Raw genomic sequence first — 2,154 nt, forward strand, 5'->3', positions numbered from 1 at the left:
TGTGTACCTGCTGATGCCAGTTCGGTTGCCTGGATAGGTGTACGTCCGGCATTTGGGATTGCGTGACTTTCGGTCCTGGGCTCACGCCGACCTCGAATTGCATCCAGGCCGGACCGTGTTCGTCGGCCCCAATGGTAATGGCAAGACGAATCTGATTGAAGCACTGTGGTATTCGACCACCTTAGGTTCGCACCGGGTGGGGACCGATATGCCGTTAATCAGAGCGGGCACAATCCGGGCCGTAGTTTCGACGATCGTCGTTAATGAAGGTAGGGAATGTGCGATTGATCTGGAGATCGCGGCGGGACGGGCGAACAAGGCGCGATTGAACCGTTCACCTGTGCGCGGTATGCGCGAGGTGGTTGGGGTATTGCGAGCGGTGCTGTTTGCTCCCGAAGACTTGGCGTTAGTTCGTGGAGATCCTGCCGATCGGCGCCGTTACTTGGATGATTTGGCGACCGTGCGCCGGCCGGTGATCGCCGCGGTGCGCGCCGACTACGACAAAGTGCTGCGGCAGCGCACCGCATTGCTGAAGTCTCTCGCGGCGGCGCGGTATCGAAGTGACCAGGGTGCGCTGGACACTCTCGACGTGTGGGACACCCGATTGGCTGAGCACGGCGCCGAGTTGATGGCCGCACGCATCGACTTGGTGAACCAGTTGGCGCCAGAAGTGGGAAAGGCGTATCAGCTGCTGGCACCGGGATCGCGCGCCGCGTCGATCAGCTACCGCGCCAGCCTCGAGATCGGGGGTGCCGCAGGTGTTGGGAGCAGCGACCGCGGCTCGCTACAAGCCGATCTGTTAGCTGCGTTGTCGGCGCGTCGGGACGCCGAGTTGGAACGCGGCATGTGCCTGGTCGGTCCGCATCGCGATGACCTCGAGTTGCGACTCGGCGACCAACCCGCCAAAGGCTTTGCTAGCCACGGGGAATCGTGGTCGTTGGCGGTAGCGCTGCGGCTGGCGGCCTATGAGCTATTACGTGCCGATGGCAGCGAACCAGTGTTGCTGCTTGACGATGTATTTGCCGAACTCGATGCCGCCCGTCGTCGGGCATTGGCAGCAGTGGCGGAGTCAGCGGAGCAGGTGTTGGTAACCGCGGCGGTGCTGGAGGACATTCCCGCGGGCTGGGACGCTAGGCGGGTGGCCATCGATCTGTGCGACAGCGATTCGGGACGGGTATCGGTGGTGCAACCGTGACCGAGTCCAACGAGTCGCATGACCGTGATTGCACCGAACCGCCAAGCGCGTTGACGGGTATCGACTTGGTTAGGCGCACTCTTGAGGAAGCCCGCGCTGCGGCTCGTGCGCAGGGAAAAGACGCCGGTCGCGGGCGCGTCTTACCGCCCGCTCCACGCCGCGTTGCAGGTCAACGTCGGAGCTGGTCGGGTCCGGGGCCCGATGTCCGTGATCCGCAGCCCCTGGGCAAGGTGGCACGTGATCTGGCGAAAAAACGCGGTTGGTCTGCGCAGGTTGCCGAGGGCATGGTGTTCGGTCAGTGGGCGTCGGTGGTCGGCGGACAGATCGCCGACCATGCGTCCCCGATCGGACTCAACAATGGTGTGCTCAGCGTCGCAGCCGAATCGACAGCCTGGGCTACCCAGTTGCGGATGATGCAGGCACAGCTGCTGGCCAAGATCGCGGCGGCCGTCGGCCATGGTGTGGTGACGTCACTGAAAATCACTGGTCCGGCCGCACCGTCATGGCGGAAGGGGCCGCGGCACATCGCTGGCAGAGGGCCGCGCGATACCTACGGCTAGCCGAGCACCGGCTCAGAGCCGCCAGAACGAAACAGACCAGCATGGCTAACGTCGGGACGTTCCGTGAATGAAGATATCGAGCGCACGACGCGACCAGATAGGCAGAAACGCCCCCAGAAAATCGGTGCTGACAATCGATCACGGTAGAGTGAAGGGGTGCGACTGCTGCGGTGACTGGACCGCTCGCAATGCAACCCCAAGGAGAGCACTCGGACCGTGGCTGCCCAGAAGAAGGCCCAAGAGGAATACGGCGCTGCATCCATCACCATTCTTGAAGGGCTGGAGGCCGTTCGTAAACGTCCCGGTATGTACATCGGGTCGACCGGTGAGCGCGGTCTGCACCACCTCATATGGGAGGTGGTGGACAACTCGGTAGACGAGGCGATGGCCGGTTATGCC

Annotated in this window: 3 protein-coding genes; all 3 read left to right on the top strand. The window is 63.1% G+C overall.

Annotated elements, in window-relative coordinates:
* Window positions 1-37 precede the first annotated feature (37 nt).
* Window positions 38-1,195: a DNA replication/repair protein RecF gene (recF, locus tag AC2VOU_RS03815; protein ID WP_486956151.1), complete on the top strand. Its 1,158-nt coding sequence runs from the start codon at window positions 38-40 to the stop codon at window positions 1,193-1,195.
* Entirely contained in the window at window positions 1,192-1,755 is a 564-nt protein-coding gene (locus AC2VOU_RS03820) for a DUF721 family protein (RefSeq protein WP_486956152.1), read from the top strand. The genes recF and AC2VOU_RS03820 overlap by 4 nt, the downstream gene beginning before the upstream one ends.
* A 216-nt stretch (window positions 1,756-1,971) precedes the next feature.
* Window positions 1,972-2,154, top strand: a 183-nt coding sequence (locus AC2VOU_RS03825; protein ID WP_486956153.1) for a hypothetical protein, incomplete at its 3' end; no start/stop codon positions are given.

The sequence above is a fragment of the Mycobacterium sp. TH-M25 genome, assembly GCF_057473665.1.